The sequence below is a fragment of the Saccharothrix sp. DSM 118769 genome (genome assembly GCF_052936295.1).
Window position 1 is genome coordinate 2,828,400 of record NZ_CP193627.1, and the last position, 23,274, is coordinate 2,851,673.

Below are 23,274 nucleotides of genomic sequence, written 5' to 3' on the forward strand. Positions count from 1 at the left end.
ATGAGCATTGCTCGGCATTCGTATTGTGTCGAGGGGGATTCGTTCGGACTTTGTGCTCGCCGAGAACGTCGTTCACGCAGGTCGGGGTTTCGGTCCGGGAAACCGGCCACCGCTGAACTCCCGCGAGCGGAGCGGTGGTCAGTCCTTCGGTCCCAGGTAGCCGCGGGAGAAGGCGGTGGCCACGGCGGCTGCCCGGTCGTTGACGCCCAGCTTCGCGTACACGTGCAGCAGGTGCGTCTTGACCGTCGTCTCGCTGATGTGGAGCCGCTTCGCCGCCTCGCGGTTCGTCGAGCCGCCGGCGATCAGCTCCAGCACCTCCAGCTCGCGCTGCGACAGCGGCGCCGGGGCGGGTCTGCGCACCTGTCCCACGAGCCGGGTCGCGACGGTGGGGGAGAGCACCGCCTGCCCCCGCGCCGCGGCCTCCACCGCGCGGACCAGTTCCTCCCTCGGCGCGTCCTTGAGCAGGTAGCCGGTGGCGCCGGCTTCGACGGCCGCCAGCACGTGGCTGTCCGTGTCGTACGTGGTGAGCACCAGCACCCGTGACGGCACGCCGCGCTTCGCCAGCTCCCTGATGGCGGTGACCCCGTCGGTGCCGGGCATCCGCAGGTCCATGAGGATCACGTCTGGACACAGCCGTTCCCCGGCCGAGACCGCCTCCGCGCCGTCACCGGCCTCGCCGAGCACCTTGAAGCGCGGGTCGGCGCCGAACATGCCCCGCAGCCCGTCCCGCACCACGGGGTGGTCGTCGACGATCAGCAGCGAGATCACCTGCCGCTCCCGGCGGGGATCGCGGGCACCGTCACCGTGATCGCGGTGCCCCCGCCCGGCTCGGACTCGACGTCCAGCCGCCCCGCGAGGCGCTGCACCCGCTGCCGCATGCCGGCGAGCCCGAAGCCCCCGTCCGGGGAACCGCCGGCGCGCTGGGCGTCGGGTGCGAAACCCACCCCGTCGTCCAGCACGTCGAGCGTCACCAGGTCCTCCATGTACGACAGGGTGAGCGCGACCCGACCGGCTCGCGCGTGCTTGGCGACGTTGGCGAGCGCCTCCTGCGCGGTCCGCAGCAGCGCCACCTCGACGTCGGTGTGCATCGGCCGGGCGTCGCCGGTGGTGGTCAGCACCGCGTCGACGCGGTTCACCTCCGACCAGCGCCTGGTCACGTCGCCGATCGCCTCCGGCAGGCGGGACTCCGCCAGTGCGGACGGTCCCACCGCGTGCACCGTCCGGCGGGCCTCGGCGAGGCTCTCGCGGGCCAGCTCCACTGCGTTCGCCACGTGCCGGCGCGACGTCGCCGGCTCGTCCGACGCCTGCTCGGCGGCCTGGAGCTGGGTGAGGATGCCGGCGAGGCCCTGGGCGAGGGTGTCGTGGATCTCCCGCGCCATCCGCTGCCGCTCGTCGAGCACGCCGGCCTCGCGGGCCTGCACGAGCAGTTGGGCGTGCAGGCCCGCGTTCTCCGCCAGCGCGGTCTCCAGCTCGGCGTTGGCCCTGTGCAGCTCGACCAGCGCCCGCTTCTGCCGGTGGTTGCGCCGGTCGGACATCACGTCGGCGTGGAAGGCCGTCGTGGCGATCACCGTGGTGATCACGCTGATGGCGGGCCACTTCCACCACCCCTCGGCGGTGATGTTGTCCGCCCCGCCCACGTAGGAGACCGCCGTGACCGCGGACGTGACGACCACGCCGACGTACCGCCACCGGCCCTTCAGGTACTGGAAGGCGTGCACGTAGCCGATGAAGGCGAAGAAGCCGAACCAGGGCGTGAGCAGCACCAGGCAGGCGGTCAACCCGACGAGCACCGCGTAGTACAGGCCCATCAGCGGGTGGTCGCGGTGCGACTCCGGGTGGAGCGTGTGGAACCACAGCACCCACGCGGTGAGCACGGCGGAGAGGCCGAGCGCCGCGGGGAGGTGCACGGGTGCGCCCCAGAGCGGCTGCACCAGGGTGAACAGGACGCTGATCGCGAGCAGCGGGTACGGGAGCACCTTCAGGACCGCGGTCTCCTTGCGCTCCCAGCGGTCGAACTCCTCGCGCAACTCCGCCTCGACGCCCACGACCTACTCCCAGCGGAAGTACCGCGCGGCCGGAATCCCGGCCACGACCGCCCACCCCAGCACCACGGCCAGGTGCAGCGGCTGCGGCCAGTGCCCGACCGTGGCGTCCTGCAATGATTGCACGCCCGCGCCCAGCGGGGTGAAATCGCTGATCGAGCGCAGGACGTCCGGCATGCTCTCGCGCGGCAACCAGAGGCCGGCGAAGAACACGAGCGGGAAGAACACCAGCGTCCCGACCGCGCCGGCACTCTTGCCGGTCGACGCCAGGGACGCGATGAGCAGGCCGATCGTGAACATCGCCAGCGCCGTGGGCAGGTAGCCCACCAGGTAGGCGGGCGGGTTCCGGGGCAGGCCCACGCCGAACGCCAGCCGGCCGATGGCGAGCACGACCAGCGCGGTCGCCGCGGACAGGGCCAGGGCCATCAGCAGTTGCGCGCCGAGCATGGCCCTCGGCTCGACCGGGGTGGTCCGCATCCGCCGCAGCACGCCCTTCTCCCGGTAGGTGGCGAACAGCTGGGGCAGGGAGTTGAGCGCGAACAGGGCCAGGCCCAGCGCGACGGTGATCGGCACGTACAGGTCGATCGCCCGCAGGCCGACCGCGTCGTCGGAGGGTTCGCGCATCGCGGGGATGGCGCCGAAGACCACCAGCAGGAGCGGCGGGAAGGCGAGCGTGAAGAACACGAGCACCGGCTCGCGGAAGAACAGCTTGGTCTCGGTGGCGGTGAGTCGGGACAGGGCGGGCACGGTGGTCTCCTCAGGGGGTGGCGGGGCGGCCGGTCAGCGCGACGAACGCGTCGTCCAGCGAGGTCTGCTCGACCCGCAGCTCGGCCGCGGTGATCCGGTGGCGGGCGAGCACGGCGGTCACCGCGAGCAGCAGGTCGCCCGTGCCGGTCACGATCAGCCGGTCGCCGGCCTGCTCGACGGAGGCGACCTCGGGCAGCGCCGTCAGCACGGCGTGGTCCAGCGGCGCGGACGGCCGGAAGCGGAGGCGCTGCCGGTCACCGATCCGCGAGACCAGCCCGGCCGGGGAGTCGAGGGCGACGACCCGACCGGAGTCGATCACGGCCAGCCGGTCGCAGAGCCGTTCCGCCTCCTCCATGAAGTGCGTGACGAGCAGGATCGTCACGCCGCGGTCGCGGACGCCCGCGATGAGGTCCCACGCGTCGCGGCGGGCCTGCGGGTCCAGGCCGGTGGTCAGCTCGTCGAGCACCGCCACCCGCGGGCCGCCGATCAGGGCGAGCGCGATCGACAGCCGCTGCTTCTGCCCGCCGGACAGCCGCCGGAACTGCGCGTCGAGCTTGTCGGTCAGGCGCAGGACCTCGACCAGCTCCCGCCAGTCGGCCGGCCGGCGGTAGAAGGAGCTGTAGAGCTCCAGCGCCTCGCGGACCTTGAGCTTGTCGGGCAGTTCGCTCGCCTGGAGCTGTGCGCCGAGCAGTTGCCGCAGCTCGCCGGTGTCGCGTCGCGGGTCGAGGCCGCAGACGCGGATCGTCCCGCCGTCCGGGGTGCGCAACCCCTCGACGCACTCGACGGTCGTGGTCTTGCCGGCCCCGTTGGGACCCAGGATGCCGAAGATCTCGCCCTGCTCGACGGCGAAGCCGACCCCGTCCACCGCGGTGTGGTCGCCGTAGCGCTTGACGAGGTCGTGTACCTCGATGATCGCCATGCGGAGGAGCCTGCCGCCCGCGGGGACGCGCCGGATCGACCACGCGGGCGGGGATCACCGCGGACGCGGTAGACCCCCTCCATCCTCCGATCGGAGGATGGAGGGGCAGGCCCCCGGTGGAAAGCTCCGGGTGTTCCCCGCGTCACACGGACTGGAACCTGACACCGGTGTCACGGCTTAGCTTCGTGACGTCCTCGGGCCGATCGCCGATCACCGAACGCCGATCGCCGATCGCCGAACGAGGACGTCGAGAGAGGAAGCCGTGATGAGCACAGCCCTGGGGTACCGGACCTTCGGTCCCGCCGACGTACAGGAGTTCTTCGACCGGCCCGACCCGTCGCCCGGTCCCGCCGAGGTCCTCGTCCGCGTCGCGGCCGCGGGGGTCAACCCGATCGACCACCACCTCCGTTCCGGCCACCTCCGCGAGATGAACGGCCACCTCCCCTTCCCGCAGGTCCTCGGCATCGAGGCCGCCGGCACGGTCCTGGCAGTGGGTGACGAGGTGTCCGGCCTGGCCGTCGGCGACCGGGTCACCGGGTTCGCCCTGACCGGTGCCGGCACGTACGCGGGGACGACCCTGCTGCTCGCCGGGTCCACGGCCCGCATCCCCGACGCGCTGCCGGAGACCTGGGCGGCGACCATCCCCGTCGCCGGCACCACCGCGCTCGACGTCCTCGACCAGCTCGACCTGCCCGCCGGGGCGTCGCTGCTGGTGAACGGGATCGGCGGCGGCGTCGGCCTGGCCGTCGCCCAGATCGCGCGGGACCGCGGCCTGGTCGTGACCGGCACGGGCAGCGCGGCCAAGCGGGACAGCGCGACGGCCACCGGGGCCGCTTTCGTCGACTACACCGCCGGCGACGTCGTGGCCCGGCTGCGGGAGCTGGCCCCGGACGGCTTCGACGCCGTGGTCGACACGGTCGGGGGTGACTCGTTGCGCGCCGTCGCCCCGCTGGCGGCGAAGCCGGACGCGCTCGTCTCGGTCGGGGACGTGTCGGTGACCGAACTCGGCGGCGTGCCCGTCCGCCGCCGCCTCGACCGCGGCGGCCTGGAGCGCGTCGCCGCGCTGATGGTCGCCGGGCGGCTCGACCCGAACGTCACGGCGACCTACCCGCTCGCGCGGGCGGGGGAGGCGCTGGCCCTCGTCGAGTCCCGCCACGCGGCGGGCAAGCTCGTCATCGACATGAGGCTCTGACCTCACGACGCGGTGCCCTCACGACGCGCGGTGAAGACCCTCCTCGGCGTCCTCCTCGGCGCGACCGGGACCACCCCGGTCCGCGCCGAGCCGGTACCGGGTGTTCACCTCGATCAGCGCATCGAGGGCGTCCCGTGCCTCGGCGAGCCGGGTGATGTCGGCGGTCAGGCGGTCGCGTTCCCCGACCATCGTGCCGAAGGCGTCTTCGGCGATGCCGGAGTCGTCGCTGTCCACGCAGGGCAGCAGCCGGGCGATCACCCTGCTCCCCAGCCCCGCGTCGAACAGCCGCCGGATCACCTCGACCCGCGCGATCTCCGCCGCGGTGTAGTACCGCTGACCACCACTCGAACGTGTGCTGTGCAGCAGGCCCTGCTGCTCGTAGTACCGCAGCGACCGGGCGCTGACCCCGGTCAACCGGGCCAGTTCGCCGATCCGCATGGTCGCGGGAGACGCGGCGGCCACGAGGCCACCGTCCCGCGCGCAAGCCGGTACTCCCACCCCCGCAGTCTAATCGCCCGCTCCCGGGTTCGAGCGGGCGAGGACACGGGAGCGGAGCAGGCCGCAGGTGCCACCGGGCCGTTCCCGGTGGGGCTCAGGCCCCGGATTCGCGCCGCTCGGCCATCGTGTCCGGCGCGGACTCCGGGACCTCGGTGCGCAGGTCCGAGTCGCGCAGCACCTCGCGTGCCTGCGCCTCGGGGTCGGCGCTGCCGGTCTCCAGCTCCTCCGGCAGCAGGTTGGCGCGCGTCCGCGTCCGCTCGTCGACGCCGTTGCGCCGGTCGAAGACCTCGGGGCGGTCCAGGTCGTGCTCGCGCCGGAGGCGGGCCTCCTCCTCGGCGGACAGCTCGGTGGTGCCCAGGTCCAGCGGTTCTCGTTCGGTCACCCCCCTGCCGTACCCCGGACGGGGTCGTTCCACGCCTTCCCGGTGGCCCGGCGCTTCGGTGGCCCGGGGGACCGACCCCGGGCCACCGCCGGTCACGTCGGGTGGTCGGCGGTGGCCCGGGGCGTGCTCGTCGAACGACGCGCCCTGCTCGACGGGCACGCCGTGCGCGTGCGCCTTCGCCACGGCGGCGAGGAAGCAGCACCGGCCGCGGTTCCCGGGCGGAGCCTCGTCGTCCTCGACGTGGTTGAGGACGGTGTTACAGCTCGGCGGCCTCGGTCCACGCGTCGCGGGCCCGGGCGTACTGCCCGAGTGCGATGTGCGGGTGTCCCAGCACGTCGAGCGTTTCCGCAGCCGCGCAGAGGGGCCAGGTCTCGCGTCGCAGCTCCGGACGGCGATCTCGTCGTGGACGTGCCCTTGCCGGAAGTGGAACGTGTCGGTCGCCCACACCGGTTGCCAGGTGGTGCGGTGCAGCCGGTTCGCGACCGCGGTGTGCTGCGCCACCGGGCGAGCAGGGTGCCCGGCGTGACCGGGAAGACCTCCGGCCGACGGTGACGATCCGGTCCTCACCTCCGCAGCGGTCCGCCGCCGTGTGCGCCCGGTGGCCAGCGCCGCGCCCACTCGTCGACCTCCTGCGCCTCTCGCGTGCCCAGGTCCAGGAAGACCTCCTCCGCCGCCCGCCAGTGCACCGCCGCGGTGGCGGGGTCGCCCGCGCACGAGTGGACCGCCCCCAGGTCGCGTCGGGTGCGGGCCTGCCACAAGCGGTGCTCCATCTCGGTCCACGCCGCCAGCGCGCCACCCAGCTCCCGCAGCGCCTCCGGCAGGCGCCCGGCGACCAGGTGCAGCTCGCCGATCGTGCGTTGCACCAGCGCGGCACCCAACCGGTCACCGTGCTCGGCGCAGACCCGCCGGGCGTGCAGCAGCGGTTCCAGCGCCCGCTCCGGCTGCCCGGAGCGGATCCAGACCTTCGCCAGCGCCTGCACGGTGTACGAGGACAGCAACTGCTCACCGGACGCCAACGCCAACCGGTGCGCCCGCTCGCTCCACCGCCCCGCCTCGTCCAGTTCGCCGCGCGCCCGGTGGACCAGGCCGATGCCCCGTACCGAGACCGCCTCACCCGAGCGGTGCCCGAGGGCGCGGTACCGCTCGACCGCCGTGCGCAGGTGCGCCAGGGCCGGTGCGTCCAGGCCGCGCTCGCGGTAGGCGTAGCCGAGCCCGTAGTGGGCGTTGGCGCTGCCCTCGTCGAGGCCCAGGCGGTCGAACTCGACCAGGTGCTCCGACAGCAGCGGGATGGACCGGGCGTGGTCGCCCAGCTCCCGGTGCACGGTGGCCAGGCCCACCGCGGCCGAGGCCGCGCCCACGGCGTCGCCCAGTTCGAGGAACAGCGCCCGGGCCCGCCCGAACAGCTCTGCCGACTCGGCGAACCGGTCCTGCGCGTAGCGCAGCTGGCCCTGCCCGTAGTACGTGCCGGCCAGCACGCCCCGCTCGCCCGCGGCCGTCGCCGCGGCGGCCACCGCGTCCCGCACGCGTTCCCAGCCCGCGAAGTCGTTGGTCTTGGCGAACGAGGCGAACACCAGTGCGTCGGCCAGCGCCGCCGCCCGCCGCACCAGGCCGCGCCGCGCCGCCGTCTCCACCAGCACCACCAGCGTCGGCTCCTCGGCCGCGAGGTCGACGGCGACACCCCGGCAGGCGGGCGGCTCGGGCAGCGGGTCGTCGCGCACGTGGCGCACCAGGTACGCGCGGCGCGTGTCGTGCCCGCGCACCAGGTGCACCGCGGCGGCCAGCACGCGGTCGAGCATCGCGACGGCCTCGTCGGGCCGCTCCTCGGCGTGCGCGCGTTCGGCGGCGTAGAGGCGCACGAGGTCGTGGACCCGGTAGCGGGTGTTGACCCCGTCGCCCGCCGCCGCCTCGACCAGTCGGGCGTCGACCAGGTGCTCAACCAGGTCGTCGGTGGTGGTGGCGTCGGTCCCCAGCGCGGCGGAGAGCAGCCACGGCGCCAGCTCGCCGACGTCCACCGCGCCGATGGCCCGCAACGCGCGGCGGGCCTCCCCGGACAGGCCCTGGTAGCCGACGTCTATGCCGGTCCGCACGCGCAGGTCGTCCACCGCCAGCTCGTCCAGGCGCCGGCTGCGGTCGGCCATCCGGGACACCAGCTTCGCCACCGGCCAGTGCGGGCGGGCGGCCAGCCGGGCGCCGACGATCCGCAGCGCCAGCGGCAGGCCCGCGCACAGCGACACCAGCCGGGCCGCCGCGACCGGTTCCGCGCGCAGCCGGTCGCGGCCCACCACGCGTTCCAGCAACCGGTGCGCGTCCCGGTCGTCCATCGACCGCAGTTCGACCCGTCCCGCCCCGGGCAGCGCGGTCAGCCAGGCGCGCGTCGAGACGAGCAGCGCGCAGCCCGGTCCGCTGGGCAGCAGGGGCCGCACCTGTTCGGCGCCGGCGGCGTCGTCGAGCACGACCAGCGTCCGCTTGTCGTGCGTGACGGCCCGGTAGCGGGCGAGGTCGGCGTCGAACCCCGCCTCGGGCGGCTGCCCGGACGGGTCGAGCGCCCGCAGCGCCCGGTTCAGCACCTCGGCCGGCGACATCGGCGTGCCGAACGCCCCGCCCAGACCGAGGAACAGCGCGCCGTCGGGGTAGTCGGCGCGGACCAGGTTGGCCAGGCGCACGGTGAACGCGGTCTTGCCGACCCCGGCCGGGCCGGAGACCACGACCAGCGGGGACCGGTGCCGCAACCGGGCCCCGGCCTCGGCCAGCACCTCCTCACCGCCGGTGTAGTCGGGCAGGTCGGGCGGTAGTTGGAACACCGGCGCCACCGGGACCGGCCGCGGCGGCGTCCGGTCCAGTTCGTCGCGCAGCACCGCCTCGTGCAGGCGGCGCAGCCCGGGGCCGGGTTCGACGCCCAGCTCCTCGGCGATGCGGGTGCGCGCCCGCGCGTACTGGTCCAGCGCCTCGGCCGACCGGCCGCTCCGCGCCAGCGCCCGCATCAGCACGCCCACCGGCTGCTCCATCAGCGGGTGCCGCTCGACCAGGTCCACCAACGGGCCGACCACCACCTCGGGGGAACCCGCCTCGACCTGCGCGTCGGCCCAGCCGACCAGCGCGTCGACGTAGAGGCGCTGCCACGTCTCGCGCGTCCGGGTCGCCCAGTCCCCGACCACGTCCGCCAGCGGCGTGCCCCGCCACAGGCGCAGCGCCCGGTCGAACAGCTCGACGCGCTCGGCGGCCGGCAGCTCGGTGCCCTCCGCGCGCTTGAGCAGCGTCCGGAACCGCAGCGCGTCGACGTCGTCCGGGGCGACGTCGAGCACGTAGCCGCCGGACCGGCGCGGCAGCGCGACCGTCGGGCCCAGCGTCCGCCGCAGGCGGTTGATGTGCACGTACAGCGCGCCGCGGGCGCGGTCGGGCGGGTCCTCGCCCCACACCCGGTGCAGCAGGGTCTCCACGCCGACCGGTCGGCCCGCCTCCACCGCCAGCGCGGCCAGCACGGCCCGCTGGCGCGGCTGCACGGCCTCCACCTCCCGGTCGCGCTCCCACACGCCGACCGAACCCAGCAGCCTGACCTCCATCGCGCCCCCTGGGCCGCACCACTCCCGTGCAGCGGCATTAAGGATTTCGCAAGGCCCCGTGAATGCCCATGCCCGAGGGTGCCGGCCGTACAGGGGAGAAGCCACGACGGGGGGAGAACCGTGCACTTCATGCGCAAGATGACCACGGCGTTCACCGCACTTCTGCTGACCGCGACCACCGCGGTCGGCGGGGCGGTGTCCGCCCACGCCGACCCGCCGGGCCGGGACCAGGGCGGCGCGCCGCCGTCCACCCTGGCCCTGCCCGGCCTCGGGCCGCAGATCAGCAGGTCCGAGGTCCTCGCACGCGCCCAGCGGTGGGTGGACCTGCGGGTGCCCTACAGCCAGGACCAGGACGACGAGTTCGGCGACGGTGACGGCCACGCCTACCGCCCGGACTGCTCCGGGTACGTGTCGATGGCCTGGCACCTGCCGAAGAAGACCGACGGGTGGGACCTCAACACCGGCGACTTCGCCGCGTGGTCCGGCAAGACCTTCCTCGGCGGTTACGACGAGCTGAAGCCGGGTGACGCCCTGCTGAGCGAGGGGCACATCGCCCTGTTCGACAAGTGGGTCGACGCCGGGCGCACCGAGATGTGGGTGTACCAGGAGCGGACCTGGGGCGAGGTGGCGCAGCACGTGAAGCGGTCGCGGTCGAGCTACGTGTCCGACGGCTTCCGCCCGCTGCGCTACCGCAACATCGTCGACAGCACCCCGGTCGCAGGCGGTGACACCCAGGTCCGGGCCGACTTCACCGGTGACGGCAAGGACGACCTGGTGATGCTCTACGACTACGGCAACGCGCGGACCGCGGCGTTCGTGGCGCGGTCGACCGGTGCGGGGTTCGAGTGGCCCGCCTACTGGTGGGACTCGGGCAACGGCGTGTGGGAGGCGGGGCGCACCAAGTTGTCGGTCGGCGACGTGACCGGTGACGGCAAGGCCGACCTCATCCTGTTGTACGACTACGGCAACGCCCGTACCGCGGCGTTCGTCGCGCGGTCGACCGGCACGGCCTTCGAGTGGCCGGTGCAGTGGTGGGACTCCGGCAACGGCGTCTGGGAAGCGGGCCGCACCCGACCGGTGGTCGGTGACGTGACCGGTGACGGCAAGGACGACCTGGTGCTGCTGTACGACTACGGCAACGCGCGGACCGCGGCGTTCGTGGCGCGGTCGACCGGTGCGGGGTTCGAGTGGCCGTCCTCGTGGTGGGACTCGGGCAACGGGGTGTGGGAGGCGCCGCGGGTGAAGCTCACCGCGGGCGACGTGACCGGTGACGGCAAGGCCGACCTGGTGATGCTCTACGACTACGGCAACGCGCGGACCGCGGCGTTCGTGGCGCGGGCGACCGGCACGGGGTTCGAGTGGCCGTCCTTGTGGTGGGATTCGGGCAACGGCGTGTGGGAGGCGGGGCGCACCCGGCCGGTGGTCGGTGACGTGACCGGTGACGGCAAGGACGACCTGGTGCTGTTGTACGACTACGGCAACGCCCGCACCACGGCGTTCGTGGGGCGGTCGACCGGTACGGCGTTCACCTGGCCGGCGCAGTGGTGGGACTCCGGCAACGGCGTCTGGGAGGCCGGGCGCACCAAGCTGGTCCTCGGCGACCACACCGGTGACGGCGTGGTCGACGCCACCCTGCTCTACGACTACTCCAACGCCCGCACCGCGGCGTTCGTCGCGCGGTCGACCGGCACGGCCCTGGTGTGGCCGCTGTCGTGGTGGGACTCGGGGACCCGCGTGTGGGAGTGGGGGCGTTCGCGGATCGCCTGATGCGCGTCGTGGTGGGCGGGCCGGCGCACGGTCCGCCCACCACCTGCTCGGGGGACACCTGGACGCCGGTGGCGAGGGGTCACAGGCGGGTGGCGACCTGGACCAGGACGGCGAGGGCGAGGGAGCGGCTGTGCGGGGGCCAGGCGATGACGGTCGTCACGGGCGGGGCGTCCACGACCGGTACGGCGGCCAGGCCCTCGGGCAGGGTGGTGCAGGTGGACCCGGGCATGACCGCGGTGCCGCGGCCCAGGGCGATCAACTGGAAGAGCTGCACCTGGTTGTGCACCTCGATGCCGGGGCCCTCGGGGTAGGCGCCGTCGGGGCCGGGCCACCGGGCCATGGGCAGTTCCGGCAGTGAGCCGACGTCCGCGGTCCTGACGTGGGACTCGCCGGCGAGCGGGTGCCAGGTGGGCAGGATCGCGACCTGCCCCTCGGTGGCCAGGATCTCGGTGTCGAGCCCGGCGGTGGGGTCGAAGGGGTGGTGCAGCAGCGCCACGTCGGCCCGGCCGTCGTGCAGCGGTCGTTGGGGTTGGGACTCGCAGAGCAGCAGGTCGACGGTGACGGCGTCCGGTTCGGTGGCGTAGGCGTCGAGCAGTTTCGCCAGGAGGTCGCCGGAGGAACCGGTCTTGGTGGCCAGGACGAGCGGGGGACGGCTCGTCGCGGCGGTCCGGGTGCGCCGCTCGGCGGCGGCCAGGGAGCCGAGGACCCGGCGGCCCTCGGCCAGCAGCACCGATCCGGCTTCGGTCAGCCCGACGCTGCGGCTGGTGCGCTCCAGCAGCGCGACCCCGAGGCGCTGTTCGAGTCGGGCGATCGCCCGGGACAGCGGGGGTTGGGCGATGCCCAGGCGTTGGGCGGCCCGGCCGAAGTGCAGTTCCTCGGCGACCGCGACGAAGTAGCGCAGCTCCCGCGTTTCCACCGGGTCCAGGCTACCGGTTGACCGATACCCGCCGGGTATCGCTGTGCGACTCCGGAGGTGTTGGTTCCCCGGTGGTGCGCGGTCACGATCGAGGCATGAGCGAAACGACGATCGCGCTGGTTACCGGCGCGAACAAGGGGATCGGGTACGAGATCGCGGCCGGGCTCGGCGCGTTGGGCTGGAGCGTCGGCGTCGGGGCCCGCGACGAACAGCGGGGGGAGGAAGCCGTGGCGAAGTTGCGCGCGGCCGGCGTCGACGCGTTCGGCGTGCTCCTCGACGTGACCGACGACGCGAGCGTCGCGGCCGCCGCGGCGTCGGTCGAGGAACGCGCCGGGCGGCTCGACGTGCTGGTCAACAACGCCGCCGTCGCCGTGGCGTGGCCGGACGCGCCCTCGACCGTCACGCCGGGGAACCTGCGGGAGGTGGTGGAGACCAACGTGATCGGCGTCGTCCGGGTCACCAACGCGATGCTGCCGCTCCTGCGCCGGTCCGAGCACCCGCGGATCGTCAACCACTCCAGCCACGTCGCCTCCCTGGCCCTGCAGACCGCGCCGGACGTCGACCTCGGCGAGGTGAGCGGGGCGTACTCGCCGTCGAAGACGTTCCTCAACGCGGTCACGATCCAGTACGCCAAGGAACTGCGCGGCACCAACATCAAGATCAACGGAGCCTGCCCCGGTTACGTCGCGACGGGCCTCAACGGCTTCCGCGGCACCCGCACGGCCGAGGAGGGCGCCAGGACCGCCATCCGGCTCGCCACGCTGCCCGACGACGGGCCGACCGGCGGCCTGTTCGACGACGACGGGATCGTGCCCTGGTGACGGGTTCGCGCGCGGAGGGCGGTCCGCGCGGGGCTGTACGGGGGTTGTCGGCCGGCGAAGGTCAGCGCCACCAGGTGTTCTGGGTCCGTTCGTCGACGAGCACGCCGTCCACGACGGTTCGGCTGTCGTGCCGCACGCGGTGGAGGTCGACGCCGAACAGCTTCGCGCCGGAGAGGGTGGCCCCGCTCAGGTCCAGGTCCCACACGGTCGCGTTGCGCAGGTCCGCGCCGGTGAGGTCCGCGTCGATCAGGTCGGCGTTGTCGAGGATCGTCTGGGACAGGTTCGCCCCGCGGAGGTCCGCGTCGGTGAGGTCCGCGCGATCGAGGCTCGTGCCGGTGAAGTCGGCTCCCCTGAAGTCCGCTCCGGCCAGGTCCGCGCGCGCCAGGCAGACGCCCGTCAGGTCCGCCCTGGTCTCCTGGTCGTGGGCGGTGTCTCGGCGCACCAGCACGTCCAGTGCCGCCTGCACGTCGATCGCGAGCGGCAGTTCCGGGCTCGGGCAGGCGCTGAAGCCGTCCGTGTAGGTCCACCGCCTGGGCGGCGCGGTGCCGCGGACGAACGCGGACACGACCTCGATGACGGTGGGCTGGTCGCGGGGTGAGTCGCGGGCCAGGCGCTCCAGGGCGTAGAGCGCGCCCAGCCGGGCCTGGAGGTGCTCGACGCCCGCGCGGTCGAGCTGGTCGACGGCCTTGGTGAACCGGTCGGTGAGCTGCCCCTGTTCGGCCACCGCGATCTGCGCGCGGGTGGCCTGCAGCGACAGGCCGGTGAACACCACGCCGCCCACCGCCGCCACCGCGGCCAGCACCGACGCCACCGCCGTCCAGTTCCAGGACCGGTCCCCGCGTGACGACCGCTTCCGACGTCCGGTCGAGCGGTGCAGGCGGCCCACCCGGGCGATCCGGGCGGTGGACCTCGGTGTCACCGGACCTCGGGGACGGGGCGTGCGGTAGCGGTTCACCGCACCAGGCTGGCACAGGCGGGCCGACGGTCACGGCCGCGTCACTCGATCGGCCCGCGGTAACGATCGCGGCACCCGTCGCGAGAAGCGGGTAGCCAACCGGGTGGCGGAGAACGAGGTGCGCTGTGGGGCTCCTGCGAGTGGGGGGAGTGCGACCGGCCTGCCTCGGGTTGGTCGCGGTCCTCGTCGTGCCGCTGCTCGTCGGTGCCACCGCGCCGGCGGCGGTCACCGCGCCCGTGTCCGATGTGGTCGTGTCGGTCGAGGTGTCGGCGTCACCGGTGGCGATCGGTGACGAGGTCGTGTTCACCGCCTCGGTGTCCGCCGCCCCGGTGTCCGCCGGTGCCGGTACGCCCACCGGCACGGTGCGGTTCTCGGTGGACGGTCAGCCCCCGGGGGAACCTGTCGGCCTGGTGGCGGGCAGGGCGAGCACGTCCTCGTCGACGTTGCCGACCGGCGCGCACGCGGTCACGGTCGACTACGGCGGCGACGCGGTGTTCCGCGCCGCCGACGCCGGGCCCGGCGGGCGGGTGGTCGTCGTGCCGAAGGGCACCTCCAGCTACGTGCCCGTGCCGCCCGCGCGGCTGCTCGACACGAGACCCGGGCCGGCGCAGACCGGTTACGCGGGACCGAAACCGGCCGCCGGCGGCTCCACCCCGCTCCAGGTCACCGGTCGGGGCGGGGTGCCCGCGAGCGGCGTGTCGGCCGTCGTCCTCAACGTCACGGCCACCGAGGCGGAGGCGGCCGGGCACATCACCGTCCACCCCGCCGGTCAACCGCGTCCCGTGGCGTCCAGCCTCAACGTCGAGCAGCCGGGCCAGACCGTGCCCAACCTCGTCGTCGTGCCCGTGCCCGCCTCCGGCCGCGTCGCCCTGTTCACCTACGCGGCGACGCACCTCGTGGCCGACGTCGCCGGCTACTTCACCCCCGAGGTGTCCGCGAACGCCGGGCGGCTCGCGCCCCTGACGCCGGCCCGCCTGCTCGACACCCGCCCCCACGGCCCGCAGACCGGGTACACCGGCGGCAAACCGGCGTCCGGTTCGACGGTCCGCCTCCAGGTCACCGGGCGCGGTGGCGTGCCCGCCGAGGGGGTCGCCGGCGTCGTGCTGAACGTGACCGCGGTCGGCACGACCGCTCCGGGTTTCGTCGCCGTCCTCCCCGGCGGGCAGCCCCGGCCCGCCGCCGCCTCCAACCTCAACATCACCCGCGCCGGGCAGATCACCGCGAACGCGGTGTGGACACCGGTGTCGCCGGACGGCACGGTCGACCTCTACCTCCAGGAGTCGACCGACCTCGTCACCGACGTGGTCGGCTGGTTCACCACGTCCCGCGCGCCCACCAGGACCAGCGGCCTGTTCGTGCCGACGACCCCGACGCGGGTCCTCGACACCCGCCCCAACGGCCCGCAGGTCGGCTACCGGGGCGGCAAACCGGGGCCCACCGCCACGGTCACGGCCGCGGGCACACCGATCCCGGCGTCCGGTGCCGCGGCCGTCGTGGCGAACGTGACCGGCGTCGACGCCACCGACGCGGGGTTCGTGTCCGCCTTCCCCGCGGGCAGCGCCCGCCCCGCCACCTCCAGCCTGAACCTGGAGTTCCCCGGGCAGATCCGGCCGAACCTGGTCACCAGCCCGCTGGGCGGCGGCAACGCGATCAGCCTCTACACGCAGTCCGGCACGCACCTCCTCGCCGACGTCGCCGGCTGGTTCACCGCGGACCTCGACCCGGCCCCGCCGACGACCCAGCGCCTGACGACCACGCCGGCGCCGGGCACCGTCCTGCTGGACCCGGCGAGCGCCACCGCCGTCGAAGGCGGTCCCGACACCGGCTACGTGGTCACCGTGGCCGCCGGCGTCCCCGCTCCCGCCCAGGGCGGCGGCGTGGTCCTCAAGGGCGGTGGCGCCGCCTACCCGCAGGGCCTGGCGGGCAGGGTCGGGACCGCCACCCGCCTGCCCGACGGCACGACCCGCCTCACCGTCTCGCCCGTGGCGCTCGACCAGCTCTTCCAGGACCTCCAGGTCGGCTACGACGGCCCGGCCGCGCTGGTCCCGACACCGGTCGGCGCGACGCGCCCCGCCGAGGCGCGGACCAACGACGTCGTGCAGGGCGAGACGAGCATCGACCGCTCGGTCGTCGAGTTCGGCGCCGGCGCGTTCGAGTGCAACGTGAGCACCGGCGTGAGCGTGTCGGCGGCCCTGGTCCGGTTCGAGAACACGCGGGTGCACTTCGAGCAGCGCGTCGGCTTCCTGGTCGCCCCCTACGTGCGGTTCACCGTGCAGACCGAACCGGTGGTCCAGTTCTCCGCCGACGTGCACGGCAAGGTGAGCTGCCGCCTCTCCGCCGCCTTCCGCGCCACCCACCGCCTGGTGTGGGCGCTGCCGACACCGGTCCCGGTGACCGTGGACCTCGCCCCGGCGCTGGAGTTCGAGGCGACGGTGGCCGGGAAGGTCAGCGTCACCGAGCGCTTCCACCGCATGATCGGGTTCTCCACGAACCCGGACCTGACCATCCGCTCCTACAACGCCGCGTCCCGCACCACCGAGCAGGTCTCCGTCGGACCGCAGCTGTCGGCGTCGCTGCTGATGGGCGCGGACGTCTCGGTCAAGCTCCTGGACCTGGCCGGCATCGGACTGACGCTCGGGCCGAAGTTCACCGCCTCGATCGACCACCGGGGCTGCGTCGACCTGTCGGTGGGCATCGCGGCGGCGTTCGACCTGCGGCTGAACCTGTGGATCAAGCAGTACCAGTACACCCCCTTCACGCTCACCCTCGGCTCGTGGACGCTATACCACCGCTGCCCGGACGGCAGCCAACCGCTCACCGTCGCCACCACCGGGCCGAGGGCGTTCGAGGTCGGCCGACCCGCGAACGCGCAACTCCTCGCCGCCGGCGGTTCCCCTCCCTACAGCTGGAGCGCCACGAACCTGCCGGCCGGCCTGGGCCTGTCGACCGGTGGCGTGCTGAGCGGGACGCCGACCACCACCGGCACCGTGAGCGCGGCGGTCCGGGTCGCCGACCAGCGCGGCGCCACCGCCACGGCCACCGTGCGGTTCACCGTCTCCGGACCGGTCGGCCTCACCCCCGCCACGTGGCAGACCGCCCGCACGCGCATGGCCTACACCCAGTACCTCGACATCGGCGACTGCTACGACCGCGCGCTGAGCTACCGCGCCACCGGCCTGCCGCCGGGGTTGGCCCTCGTGGGCGGTGCCGCGCAAGGCGTCCTCGCCGTGTCCGGTGTCCCGACCAGGACCGGGACCTTCGACGTCACGGTGGACGCCACCTGCCTGGGACAGGCCATGACCCTGCGGGTGCGGCTGCGCGTCGACGAGCCGCCCGCCCCCACCCCGGGGGAGGTGCGCGCCTTCGGCGTGGTCGTCGGAGCGGAGGACGGCACGGCAGGACCGTTCCACCACGTCTCGCAGGTGCGACCGAGCCCGGACGGCCGCTACCTCGCCGCCGCGGTCGGGATACCGCAGGCGCTCGTCGTGCACGACACCGTGCTCGAGACCACGATCGCCCTCACGCACGGTCTGGGCAGCTCCGGCACCGGGCACGGTAGCTGGTCGTCGAACCTGGCGTGGTCGCCCGACAGCCGCTACCTGGCCTTCTCGGCCGTGGACTACCTGATCTCGGGTGCGCCCGCGAACCCGGACGGTTATTACGACTCGTACGACATCTTCCTGTGGGACAGCCAGGAGCGGCGGATCGAGGGGGTGATCGGCGCCGGTGACTCCGACACGGAGAGCGAAAACCCGGTGTGGTCGCCCGACGGCAACCTCTTGGCGTTCAGCGACAGCAAACGCGGTGGGAGTGGGCCGGGCGTCGTGCGCACGTGGAACCCCTCGTCCGGGACCACCACGATCCTGCCCTGCGGCACCGGGTCGAGTTGTCGCCTGCTCGCGTCCTCGACACCGGGAGCGACCGAGCCGTGGAGCGCCGACTCCCGGTACCTGTCGATCGTCGAGCACGAGGAGGACGACTACTACGCCACGACGGGCCTGCGGGTGTGGGACCGCGCCACCGGCGGCTCCAAGCCGGTCGACGCGCCGGGCACCTCGGGCGTACGCCTCGCGGTCGACGGCCGGACGGCCCTGCTGTACCGCTACGAGAACGGCCGGCCGGGCAGCCGGGTCTCCCTGGCCGACGTGGCGAGCGGCGCGGTGCTCAAGACCTTCGAGGTGCCGGTGAGCGTCGGCAGTTCCGAGATGGTGGCCGCGTCGGTCCTCTCCCGGACCGGCGGCCACTTCGTCGGCTGGGCGTGCCTGGACAACGTCTCGCCGCGCTGCGGCCCGGCGGTCGTCGACACCGCCACCGGCGCCGTGAACACCTCCCTCACCGGCATCGGCGCGTTCGTGGCCTGGGTCGGCGACTCGGCGGTGTTCAAGGACCGCCCGGGCGCGCAGACGTGCCTCACCGCCCTCTCGCCTACCACCGGTGCCCGTCGCCCACTCGGGTGCACGGGCCTCGACACCGCCGGAGCCGACGCCACGGGCGTCTTCGTGGTCGTCTCCCGCGCCCCCGGGATCACCGGCCTGGCGAAGGTCGCGGTGTGACCCCTCCGCGACCACCGGGTCCCGTCGCGCGAGTTCATCCCTTCACGGCCCCCCCGGTGAGGCCCTCGGTCAGGAACCGCTGCCCCAACCCGTACATGACCGCGACCGGGATGCTGATCAGCAGCGAGGCCGCCGCCAGCTGTCCCTGCGGCACGACGTCGCCGAAGATCATCGACTGCATGCCGACGGGCAGCGTCTTGTAGTCGTCCCTGGTGATGAATACGAAGGCGAACAGGAACTCGTTCCACGCGTTGGTGAGCGTGAACAGCGCGACCGCGAGCAGGCCCGGTTTGGCCAGCGGCAGCACGATCCGGACGAACGCGCCGAACCGCGTGCAGCCGTCGACCAGTGCGGCTTCCTCCAGGTCGGCCGGGATCGACCTGAAGTAGCCGACGAGCAGCCACGTCGCGAACGGCAGGGTGAACGTGGGGTAGGCGAGCACGAGCGACCACAACGAGTCGTTCAGCCCGATCCCGCTCATCATCTGGTACAGCGGGATGAACAGCAGCGCGCCCGGCATCACGTAGGTGAGCAGGATCGTCACCGTGAAGCTCTCCGAACCGCGGAACCTCAACCGTGCCAACGCGTAGCCGGCCAGCGCCGCGCAGACCAGGGCGATCGCGGTGGACGCCACCGACACCAGGATCGTGTTGACGTACCAGGTGCCGAACGCCCTGCCCGCGAACAGGTTGGTGAACTGCTCGGTGCTCCACGGGGTCGGCCAGAGGTCGTCGGTGCGCGCGACGATCTGGGTGTCGGACTTGAACGCCGTGACCGTCATCCAGTAGAGCGGGGCGAGCACGAAGCCCAGCAGGCCCACGAGCGCGATCCCCGAGCCGGTGCCGCCGACCAGGCGCGCGGCCAGTCGGTCGCCCCGGGCGGCGAGCGCGGAGACGACCCGTCCGACAGCGGCCGCGAGCAGCACGAACACGCCCAGCACGAGCGCGGCCTTCCACGCGATGTGCGGCGACGCTCGCACCAGCACGAGCACCGAGACCACGACGACCACCCACGGCACCGCCCTGCGCTGGGCGGGGCTCAGCCGCCTGCGCCTCACGTCGCCCGTGCCCGGCAGGTCGCCGCGCCGCATCAGCCGCACGAGGATCACCACGAGCACGGCGACGATCGGCAGCATCACCAGCGTGACCGCCGCGCCCGCGCCCAGTTGCAGCTGCTGGATCGCCTTCGAGTAGGCCACCATCACGTACGGGGCGGTGGCGTCCCCCGGTCCGCCCTGGGTCATCAGCCAGATCAGGTCGAAGTTGTTGAACGTCCAGATCGACGACAGCAACACCGTCACGACCATGATGTGGCGCAGCCCCGGCAGCGTGATGTGCTTGAAGCGCTGCCACGGTGTGGCACCGTCCACGACGGCCGCCTCGTAGAGACCGCCGTCGATGGCCTTGAGCCCGGCGAGGAACGTCACCGTGAAGAACGGGACGCCCTTCCAGACGTTGACCAGGATGATCGCCGGCATCGCGAGCGCGGGGTCGGACAGCCACTCGGCGGGCCAGGAGTCGACGAGCCCGATCGCGGCGAGGGCGGGCCCGATCCCGGAATCGGTGAGCAGGACGTTGACGCTGCCGAAGATCGGGTCGAACAACGACCGCCAGGTGAAGGCCGTGACGACCGTCGGCACCACCCACGGCAGCAGGATCACCCCGGCGACGATCGCCCGGCCGCGTCGCATGTGGTGCAGCATCAACGCCGCGATGAGGCCGAGGGTCACCTTGAAGACCTCGGCGTACGCGGTGAAGACGAACGAGTTGAGCACGCCCTTGTGGAACACGGCGTCGTCGACGAGCGCGGTGTAGTTGTCCAGCCCGACGAAGACCGTCCCCGCGCCGTGGCGCTCCGTGGTGCTGGTGAGGACCGAGCTGGCGATCGGGACCAGGATCAGGCCTGCGACCAGCACCAGCGTCGGCCCGATGAACACCGCGGCGAGGCGCCAGTCGCGCCCGAGCAACCGCTGCGACGGGGTGAGCGAGGACGACGCCCCCGGCGCCGGACGGGCCGGTGGTGGACGCAGGACGGTCACTGCCCGTAGCCCTGCTGCTCGAAGACCTGCACGATCCGGGCGTGGGTCGAGGCGACGGCGTCGGCCGGCGGGGTGCCCTGGATGACCGACTGCATCATGTCGGTCAGCAGGTAGGCGGCGGTGGCGGCTTGCTCGCCGGGGCTCGGGGCCTGGGGGAAGGCGTAGCCGGTACCGGTGGTCAGCGGGAGCGGCGCGCGGGTCTGCTCCCGCAGCGCGGGGAAGGCCGGGTCACCGCTGGTGTAGTACGGGTCGGAGTCCCACACCCGGTCCCACGCGGGGTTGACCAGGCACGGCGCCCCCTTCGCGACACCGAGCAGCGCGCTCCCGCCGGCCATGAACTTCGCCACCAGCTTGGCGAGGTCGGGGTTCTTCGCCCCCTTGAACACCACGAACGAGTTGGACTCGCCGTACGCGAGCGGCCGGTCGATCGCCGGTCCGGTGGCGCCGTTGAACGGGTGCGTGTTGGCGTAGACCGGGTTGTTCTTCGTCTTCGAGTCGGCGTAGACGCTGAACTGGTTGAGCGTGAGCCCCAGGACCTGGGCCAGCCAGTTCTCGTTGTTGCTCGAATCGGTCCAGCTCCCGACACCGGGTGGCAGCATCGGCGCGTACTTCGGGTTCGTGTAGGTGTCGCCGATGAACGTGACGGCGGCGACGGTCTCCGGCGAGTCGAACACCACCTTCGTGCCGGTGTTGTCCGCGATGGCACCGCCGTAGCAGTTGATGACGTTCACGATGAAACCGTTGGCGTCGCCGGAGCGGTTCACCGTGAGGCCCCAGCCGAAGCGCCGCTTCGCCGGGTCGGAGACCTCCAACGCGTTGTCGCGCAGCTCTTCCCACGTGTAGTGGGGCTTGAGCGGGAGGCCCTTCTCCTCGTACCAGTCCTTGCGCAGGTACATCGCGGTCGCGATGAAGTGGTAGGGGATCGCGTACCAGCGCCCGCCGAACACGCAGAAGTTGGCCGCCTCCGTCGCGGGCTCTCCGTAGAGCGCGCGCATCTCCTCGACCACGTCGGTGACGTCGGTGAGGGCGCCGAGGTTGTGGAGCTGGCCGACGAACCGCCGATCGCTCATGAAGGCCAGGTCGCGGCTGGTGCCCGCCTTCACCTCGGTGTCCATCTTCGCGACCATGTCGCCGGCGTCACCGGAGACCAGGTCGTTGCCGATCGTGGTGCCGGTGGCCTGCGCGAACGCCTGCAACGACCTGTCCAGCGCCTGGTTGGCGGCCTCCGAGTAGAGCTTCTGCGAGAGCATCCCCACGGACCCGCCGCGCAGCGCGGCGGCCTGGTCGAGCAGCGCCTGGGGCACCTGGACGTCGAGCTGCGGCACGGCGGGGCCGCCTCCGCAACCCGCGAGACCGAGCGCGCCCAGCGCGCTCATCCCGAGGAACGTGCGCCTCGACAAATCCCTTTTCTCTTCCACGACAACTCCTCCCGCGCCCGGTCCAGCGGGCGCTTGCCGGTGGGGGCGACGTCGCACCCGCCGGGACAGCGGGCGAGTGCCGCGCTGCCGGGTCGTCCAGGCGGCGAACGACGCCGAACTGCTGGTGCGTTGTCCTGGCAGCCCGTCGAACAACCCGGACGGACTACGGGGCCGCCGCGGTACCGGGTCCGCGCCGGGCACGGGCTCCAGCGCCGGTACGGCCGCCCGGTCTGCGGGGTCGAGGGCCCCGCTCGACAACCATCGCGTCGGCCACGCTCCGCGCGACACCGCCAACCAGCCGCACTCCGAACCGCACGGCACCGGCGATGTCGGGAAGTTCCGCGCAATGGCCTTCGTCGATATCGCGGAAGAGTTTCGCGTGGGTGTTGCCGGCCTTCCGGCCCGCGATCCGCATCGCCGCCGTCGACACCCGACTACACCACGTGTGAGACGGCCCGGTGTCCGGGTTTCACGGCCGTGCTCGCATGCAGTCGACCCAGGGTGCGGTGGTGACGACGATGTCGGCAGTCCTTCAGGCGCCACGTGCGGGTTTGCGAGACTGCCTGTGCCGACGCGGCGACCGACGAGCCGACCAGGGACAGCAGGAGCACCGAGACGAGGGCGAGTACCGATCTGGCGATCCGGAACACCACTCTCACCGAATCCTTCCCGGACTGGCGTGGAAACGCTTCGGTCGACGCTAGCGGCCGGATCTCAGAATTCGCTGAGCTGGGTACGGGACGAGGGCTTGCCGGTACCGGTGGGCGACCGCCGGCGGTACGGCCTCGTCAGCAGCGGACGGGGCCGGGGCCTTTGCGCACTACATTGATCTTGGTTTCCCGTGTCGCGTCCTGTTCGGCGAGCGCGTGTGCGGTGAACGCCCTGGGAGCGGCAGCTTGGCGCAGTTCGTCCAGGAAGGCTGTGGGGGCGCTCAACACGACGATGTCGTAGGCGGTACCAGGGCGGTCGTCCTGGCTGCCGACGGCGAGCGGACTGTCGGTGGTGTTGCCGTCGAGTACGCGGGAGAGGTAGACGACGTCTTGTGCGGGCGCGTACACGCCGACGACGAGACCGCGGCCGAGCCCTGTCCTGCCCTCGACGATGACCGGCACGCACCGGTTCACGGATGCGCCGTGCACCGGGGACAGAACTCGGATGGAAGTCGGGCGGAAGAACGAGAAACAGCACAGGGTTATCAGTAGTACGGTGGCCAGGGTCGCGCATAACGAAACCGGCTTCGGTCTGAATCGCCCGAGGTGGATGCCGCCGTACACGTCGCGCGCTTGGATGATCGATCCGGACGAGTCCGTGACCGAGTTCGAGGTTCCGGCGTGCGACTGGTGATCATGCCCCATCGGCCCATCATGGCATTTCGCGACGAATGGGCGTCGGGACGGTCCGATACCTGCCGACTGCCCGGTCGGCGACCGGTCGTGGCAGCGATTCGACCAGGAGGCCCTGGGTGT

The 23,274-nt window shown here is 73.0% G+C and carries 16 protein-coding genes; 4 read left to right on the forward strand and 12 right to left on the reverse strand.

Features of this window, described 5'->3' with window-relative positions:
- Positions 1–138 precede the first annotated feature (138 nt).
- From ACRAKJ_RS12980 to ACRAKJ_RS12995, 4 genes are read right to left on the reverse strand one after another with little or no spacing between them, the layout of a single operon-like run.
- A complete protein-coding gene (locus ACRAKJ_RS12980) occupies positions 139–768 on the reverse strand; it encodes a response regulator (RefSeq protein ID WP_438926607.1) in 630 nt (209 codons plus the stop codon).
- Positions 765–2,045 (reverse strand): histidine kinase, encoded by a 1,281-nt coding sequence (locus ACRAKJ_RS12985; RefSeq protein ID WP_438926608.1) that lies wholly within the window; start codon positions 2,043–2,045, stop codon positions 765–767. The genes ACRAKJ_RS12980 and ACRAKJ_RS12985 overlap by 4 nt, the downstream gene beginning before the upstream one ends.
- A gap of 3 nt (positions 2,046–2,048) precedes the next feature.
- The gene (locus tag ACRAKJ_RS12990) at positions 2,049–2,789 is read right to left on the reverse strand and encodes an ABC transporter permease (RefSeq protein ID WP_438926609.1); all 741 of its coding nucleotides are present in this window, start codon (positions 2,787–2,789) and stop codon (positions 2,049–2,051) included.
- A gap of 10 nt (positions 2,790–2,799) precedes the next feature.
- A complete protein-coding gene (locus ACRAKJ_RS12995) occupies positions 2,800–3,708 on the reverse strand; it encodes an ATP-binding cassette domain-containing protein (protein WP_438926610.1) in 909 nt (302 codons plus the stop codon).
- A 265-nt stretch (positions 3,709–3,973) separates the two neighbouring features.
- Here ACRAKJ_RS12995 and ACRAKJ_RS13000 point away from each other — a divergent pair, with 265 nt between their 5' ends.
- A complete protein-coding gene (locus ACRAKJ_RS13000; protein WP_438926611.1) occupies positions 3,974–4,900 on the forward strand; it encodes an alcohol dehydrogenase catalytic domain-containing protein in 927 nt (308 codons plus the stop codon).
- A gap of 18 nt (positions 4,901–4,918) precedes the next feature.
- On the opposite strand, the gene ACRAKJ_RS13005 is transcribed toward ACRAKJ_RS13000, so the two are convergent.
- The 3 genes from ACRAKJ_RS13005 to ACRAKJ_RS13015 all read right to left on the reverse strand — a co-directional run bounded on the left by ACRAKJ_RS13005 (position 4,919) and on the right by ACRAKJ_RS13015 (position 9,340).
- Complete coding sequence (locus ACRAKJ_RS13005) at positions 4,919–5,362, reverse strand: MerR family transcriptional regulator (protein ID WP_438926612.1); 444 nt, start codon at positions 5,360–5,362, stop codon at positions 4,919–4,921.
- A 130-nt stretch (positions 5,363–5,492) separates the two neighbouring features.
- Entirely contained in the window at positions 5,493–5,963 is a 471-nt protein-coding gene (locus tag ACRAKJ_RS13010; RefSeq protein WP_447008951.1) for a hypothetical protein, read from the reverse strand.
- A 380-nt stretch (positions 5,964–6,343) separates the two neighbouring features.
- Positions 6,344–9,340 (reverse strand): BTAD domain-containing putative transcriptional regulator, encoded by a 2,997-nt coding sequence (locus ACRAKJ_RS13015; protein WP_438925254.1) that lies wholly within the window; start codon positions 9,338–9,340, stop codon positions 6,344–6,346.
- 129 nt (positions 9,341–9,469) lie between these two features.
- Here ACRAKJ_RS13015 and ACRAKJ_RS13020 point away from each other — a divergent pair, with 129 nt between their 5' ends.
- The gene (locus tag ACRAKJ_RS13020; protein ID WP_438925253.1) at positions 9,470–11,107 is read left to right on the forward strand and encodes an FG-GAP repeat domain-containing protein; all 1,638 of its coding nucleotides are present in this window, start codon (positions 9,470–9,472) and stop codon (positions 11,105–11,107) included.
- 79 nt (positions 11,108–11,186) lie between these two features.
- Here ACRAKJ_RS13020 and ACRAKJ_RS13025 read toward each other — a convergent pair whose 3' ends face one another.
- Positions 11,187–12,023, reverse strand: a complete 837-nt coding sequence (locus ACRAKJ_RS13025) for a LysR family transcriptional regulator (RefSeq protein WP_438925252.1) — start codon at positions 12,021–12,023, stop codon at positions 11,187–11,189.
- Positions 12,024–12,118: 95 nt separating this feature from the next.
- Between ACRAKJ_RS13025 and ACRAKJ_RS13030 the strand changes: the two genes are divergently transcribed.
- Entirely contained in the window at positions 12,119–12,844 is a 726-nt protein-coding gene (locus ACRAKJ_RS13030; RefSeq protein WP_438925251.1) for an SDR family NAD(P)-dependent oxidoreductase, read from the forward strand.
- 61 nt (positions 12,845–12,905) lie between these two features.
- Here ACRAKJ_RS13030 and ACRAKJ_RS13035 read toward each other — a convergent pair whose 3' ends face one another.
- Positions 12,906–13,763: a pentapeptide repeat-containing protein gene (locus tag ACRAKJ_RS13035; protein WP_438925250.1), complete on the reverse strand. Its 858-nt coding sequence runs from the start codon at positions 13,761–13,763 to the stop codon at positions 12,906–12,908.
- 161 nt (positions 13,764–13,924) lie between these two features.
- Here ACRAKJ_RS13035 and ACRAKJ_RS13040 point away from each other — a divergent pair, with 161 nt between their 5' ends.
- Positions 13,925–18,352 (forward strand): Ig-like domain repeat protein, encoded by a 4,428-nt coding sequence (locus ACRAKJ_RS13040; RefSeq protein ID WP_438925249.1) that lies wholly within the window; start codon positions 13,925–13,927, stop codon positions 18,350–18,352.
- Between the two features lie 34 nt (positions 18,353–18,386).
- Here ACRAKJ_RS13040 and ACRAKJ_RS13045 read toward each other — a convergent pair whose 3' ends face one another.
- From ACRAKJ_RS13045 to ACRAKJ_RS13055, 3 genes are all read right to left on the reverse strand, one after another.
- A complete protein-coding gene (locus ACRAKJ_RS13045; RefSeq protein WP_438925248.1) occupies positions 18,387–20,390 on the reverse strand; it encodes an ABC transporter permease subunit in 2,004 nt (667 codons plus the stop codon).
- Positions 20,387–21,808 (reverse strand): extracellular solute-binding protein, encoded by a 1,422-nt coding sequence (locus ACRAKJ_RS13050; protein WP_438925247.1) that lies wholly within the window; start codon positions 21,806–21,808, stop codon positions 20,387–20,389. Before ACRAKJ_RS13050 ends, ACRAKJ_RS13045 begins: the two co-directional genes overlap by 4 nt.
- Positions 21,809–22,596: 788 nt before the next feature.
- Positions 22,597–23,163, reverse strand: coding sequence for a hypothetical protein (locus ACRAKJ_RS13055; protein WP_438925246.1), 567 nt, complete (start codon positions 23,161–23,163; stop codon positions 22,597–22,599).
- Positions 23,164–23,274 lie beyond the last annotated feature (111 nt).

Bases quoted from the DNA above. Each gene is read 5' to 3' on its own strand.
- ACRAKJ_RS12995 (WP_438926610.1), bottom strand. From the start codon at position 3,708: ATGGCGATCATCGAGGTACACGACCTCGTCAAGCGCTACGGCGACCAC.
- ACRAKJ_RS13000 (WP_438926611.1), top strand. From the start codon at position 3,974: ATGAGCACAGCCCTGGGGTACCGGACCTTCGGTCCCGCCGACGTACAG.
- ACRAKJ_RS13015 (WP_438925254.1), bottom strand. From the start codon at position 9,340: ATGGAGGTCAGGCTGCTGGGTTCGGTCGGCGTGTGGGAGCGCGACCGG.
- ACRAKJ_RS13020 (WP_438925253.1), top strand. From the start codon at position 9,470: ATGCGCAAGATGACCACGGCGTTCACCGCACTTCTGCTGACCGCGACC.
- ACRAKJ_RS13030 (WP_438925251.1), top strand. From the start codon at position 12,119: ATGAGCGAAACGACGATCGCGCTGGTTACCGGCGCGAACAAGGGGATC.
- ACRAKJ_RS13055 (WP_438925246.1), bottom strand. From the start codon at position 23,163: ATGGGGCATGATCACCAGTCGCACGCCGGAACCTCGAACTCGGTCACG.